We start from the raw sequence: 3,502 nt of genomic DNA on the forward strand, positions 1-3,502 counted from the left end.
CTTTAAGATGATTTTTTTGACTCTCTACATCCATAGGAATTAGGATGTAGGATGCATAGGATTTAAACCCTAAACACATAAAAAGTAAGATGATAAATATTTTTTTCAAAATGAGGCTAAACTTAATATGATTTCTTAGTCATTTATTCTTCGAAATGACAAATCTTGTTTATTGATGTTGAAAGATACTTAAAATTTAATCTTTGCATAATATGTTTAACAGAAGATTAATTCTTAAAAAGGAACATCACTTTCATCATCATCATTAAACGAGCTACCAAACGCTTGATCTGGACTAGCTTTAAAATTATCTGTTTTAAAGGTATCATCGTTTGCGGCAGCATTCATTTTTGAATGAAACTCGAAAGGTGAATCAAAATCATCTAAATTATCAAACTTACCTAAGTGTCCAACAAATTTTAATCTAATATTTTCTAAACCACCGTTACGGTGTTTTGCAATAATAAATTCTGCTTGACCTTCAGTTGGAGAACGTTCATCGTCATCCCATTCATCAATTTTATAATATTCTGGTCTGTAAATAAACGATACAATATCAGCGTCTTGCTCAATTGCACCCGATTCACGTAAATCTGATAATAATGGTCGTTTACTTCCTCCACGGGTTTCAACAGCACGCGATAACTGTGATAAAGCAATCACTGGAACATTCAACTCCTTTGCTAATGCTTTTAAGTTTCTTGAAATCATCGAGATTTCTTGCTCACGATTTCCTCCATGACTACTTCCTCCAGTCATTAATTGTAAGTAATCAATCATAATCAATTTTATACCATGTTGTGATGATAAACGTCGCGCTTTGGCACGCAAATCGAAAATAGAAAGTGATGGTGTATCATCAATAAACAAAGGTGCTTTTTCTAAGCCTTTTACTTTTACGTTAAGTTGTTCCCACTCGTGCTTTTCTAGTTTTCCTGTACGTAATTTTTCAGAAGACAACCCAGTTTCACTAGAAATTAAACGGGTTATTAATTGTACTGAAGCCATCTCTAATGAAAAGAAAGCCACTGGAATATTTTGATCTACAGCAATATTTCTTGCCATAGATAATGTTAAAGCTGTTTTACCCATACCAGGACGGGCAGCAACAATAATTAAATCGGATGGTTGCCAACCCGATGTTAACTTATCGAGTTTATTAAACCCAGTTGGAATACCACTGAGTCCTTCTTTATTTGAAATTTCTTCAATTTTCTTTTTGGCTTGAATTACTAAATCTTGTGCCGTTTCACTCGATTTTTTAATATTTCCTTGAGTGACTTCGTATAATTTAGCTTCGGCTTTATCTAATAAATCAAAAACGTCCTTTGTTTCATCGTAAGAATCTTCAATAATTTCACTTGAAATTTTTATTAAACTACGCTGAATAAATTTTTGTAAAATAATACGTGCATGAAACTCGATATGTGCCGAAGATGATACTTTTTGAGTTAAAGAAATCAAATAAAAATCGCCACCAGATAACTCTAGCTTTGAGTTTTTCTTTAACTGTGTTGAAACGGTTAATAAGTCGACTGGTTCACTATTTTCAAACAAATGAAAAATGGCTTCAAAAATATGCTGATGTGCTTCTTTGTAAAATGCCTCTGGACTTAAAATATCGATAACCTCATCAACTCCTTTTTTATCAATCATCATCGCTCCTAACACAACCTCTTCTAAATCAAGTGCTTGAGGTGGTATTTTTCCTTTTTCAAGACTAATAATAGTACTTTTATCTACTTTATATCCTTGGAGTTGGTTAGGTTGTTTCATAACTACGAAAGTAATTAAATTGAATGTGTTTTATTATGAAAAATGAATCTTGATTGTTAACCTGTCGTTAACAATTTAACTGTTAATAACTTACAAATATTGTCGATAACCATAAAAAAATCTGAAGTTGTTAACTTCAGATTTTGCTATGTTATGGTTTTAAAAGGTTTACCCTTTATAAACTCCCATTTGTGCATATTTATCCATACGCTGAGATACTAAATCTTTTGGTGATAAGTTTTTAAGTGCTTCGAAAGTTTTTAAAATTGTTGCACTAACAGTTGTAAATGTTTTTTCTCTATCTCTATGAGCTCCACCAAGTGGTTCTTTAATAATTTCATCTACTAGCTTTAGTTTTTTCATATCGCTAGCGGTTAGCTTTAAAGCATCTGCAGCTTGTTCTTTAAATTCCCAACTTCTCCAAAGAATAGAAGAACATGATTCTGGGGAAATTACTGAATACCAAGTGTTTTCTAACATTAGCACCTTATCGCCTACACCTATGCCTAATGCACCACCTGATGCACCTTCACCAACAACTATAGTTATAATAGGCACTTTTAAACGAGTCATTTCTAAAATATTTCTAGCAATGGCTTCTCCTTGTCCGCGTTCTTCTGCTTCTAAACCAGGATAAGCTCCGGGTGTATCTAAAAGTGTAACTACTGGGATTCCGAATTTTTCGGCAGATTTCATTAAACGTAATGCTTTACGATACCCCTCAGGGTTAGCCATACCAAAATTTCTATATTGGCGTGTTTTAGTATTATAGCCTTTTTGTTGACCAATAAACATAAAACTCTGATCACCAATTTTACCTAAGCCACCAATCATGGCTTTATCATCTTTAAAACTTCTATCGCCATGGAGTTCTAAAAATGTACTACCACAAATGGCATTAATATAGTCCATAGTATATGGTCTATTAGGATGCCGCGATAATTGTACACGTTGCCAAGGCGTTAGGTTTTTATAAATATCTTTTTGGGTAACTTTTAGTTTCTTTTCAATTTGTGAGCAAGTTTCAGTAACATCTACTTCACTTTCTTCTCCAATTACTTGACACTTTAGCAACTGATCTTCTAGCTCTTTTATAGGTAATTCAAATTCTAAATATTCCATAAGAATTTTTGTTTCGACTGTTAATCTTGGTTAGGATACAAAATTACATATTTTATTTTGTTTTAAAATTACAAACAAAACGAAATAAAATTTAAATTTCACGAAATCTTAATTATCAAAATAGTATGATTTGAGTAAATATAAAAAACTTTAATTTTGTTACACTGCTAAGAACGTTTTCTTTTTAATGTTCTTATATTTTTTAGAATTCCATTTAGCATAACTGTTGTAATAATTACAAAAGCTCCATAATAAAATTCTGGAGTCATCTTTTCTTTTTCAGGAAAAAGAATAACAGCTAGTATAATACCGTAAATGGGTTCTAAATTATAAGTTAACACCACGGTATATGGGCTAATAAGTTTCATAACATAAACAGATGCAATAAATGCATAAGCTGTACAAATGGATGCCAAAATGAAAAGGTAACCAAAATCTGAAGTGCTTAGATTGAAAAAATCGCCTGTAAATCCTTCACCAAAAAGGGATATATAGATAGATATGAATAATACACCACTTAAAAACTCATAAAATGAAATAACTGTAGCTGTACTTTGTTTTAAGAAACTCCCATTAAGGACTGCAAATAATGATGAAAAAAAGG

At 31.7% G+C, this 3,502-nt stretch carries 3 protein-coding genes; all 3 read right to left on the reverse strand.

Features of this window, described 5'->3' with window-relative positions:
- Positions 1–234 precede the first annotated feature (234 nt).
- Entirely contained in the window at positions 235–1,776 is a 1,542-nt protein-coding gene (dnaB, locus tag AADI82_RS14470; protein ID WP_341217128.1) for a replicative DNA helicase, read from the reverse strand.
- A 168-nt stretch (positions 1,777–1,944) separates the two neighbouring features.
- On the reverse strand, positions 1,945–2,898 hold the full coding sequence (locus tag AADI82_RS14475; protein WP_341217129.1) for an acetyl-CoA carboxylase carboxyltransferase subunit alpha: 954 nt from the start codon (positions 2,896–2,898) through the stop codon (positions 1,945–1,947).
- 167 nt (positions 2,899–3,065) lie between these two features.
- Positions 3,066–3,502, reverse strand: a 437-nt coding sequence (locus AADI82_RS14480; RefSeq protein WP_341217130.1) for an EamA family transporter, incomplete at its 5' end; no start/stop codon positions are given.

Source organism: uncultured Wocania sp., from assembly GCF_964021735.1.
Taxonomy (GTDB): domain Bacteria; phylum Bacteroidota; class Bacteroidia; order Flavobacteriales; family Flavobacteriaceae; genus Wocania_A.

Excerpts from the sequence above, each read along its gene's own strand:
- AADI82_RS14475 (WP_341217129.1), bottom strand. The coding sequence starts at position 2,898 with ATGGAATATTTAGAATTTGAATTACCTATAAAAGAGCTAGAAGATCAG.
- dnaB (WP_341217128.1), bottom strand. The coding sequence starts at position 1,776 with ATGAAACAACCTAACCAACTCCAAGGATATAAAGTAGATAAAAGTACT.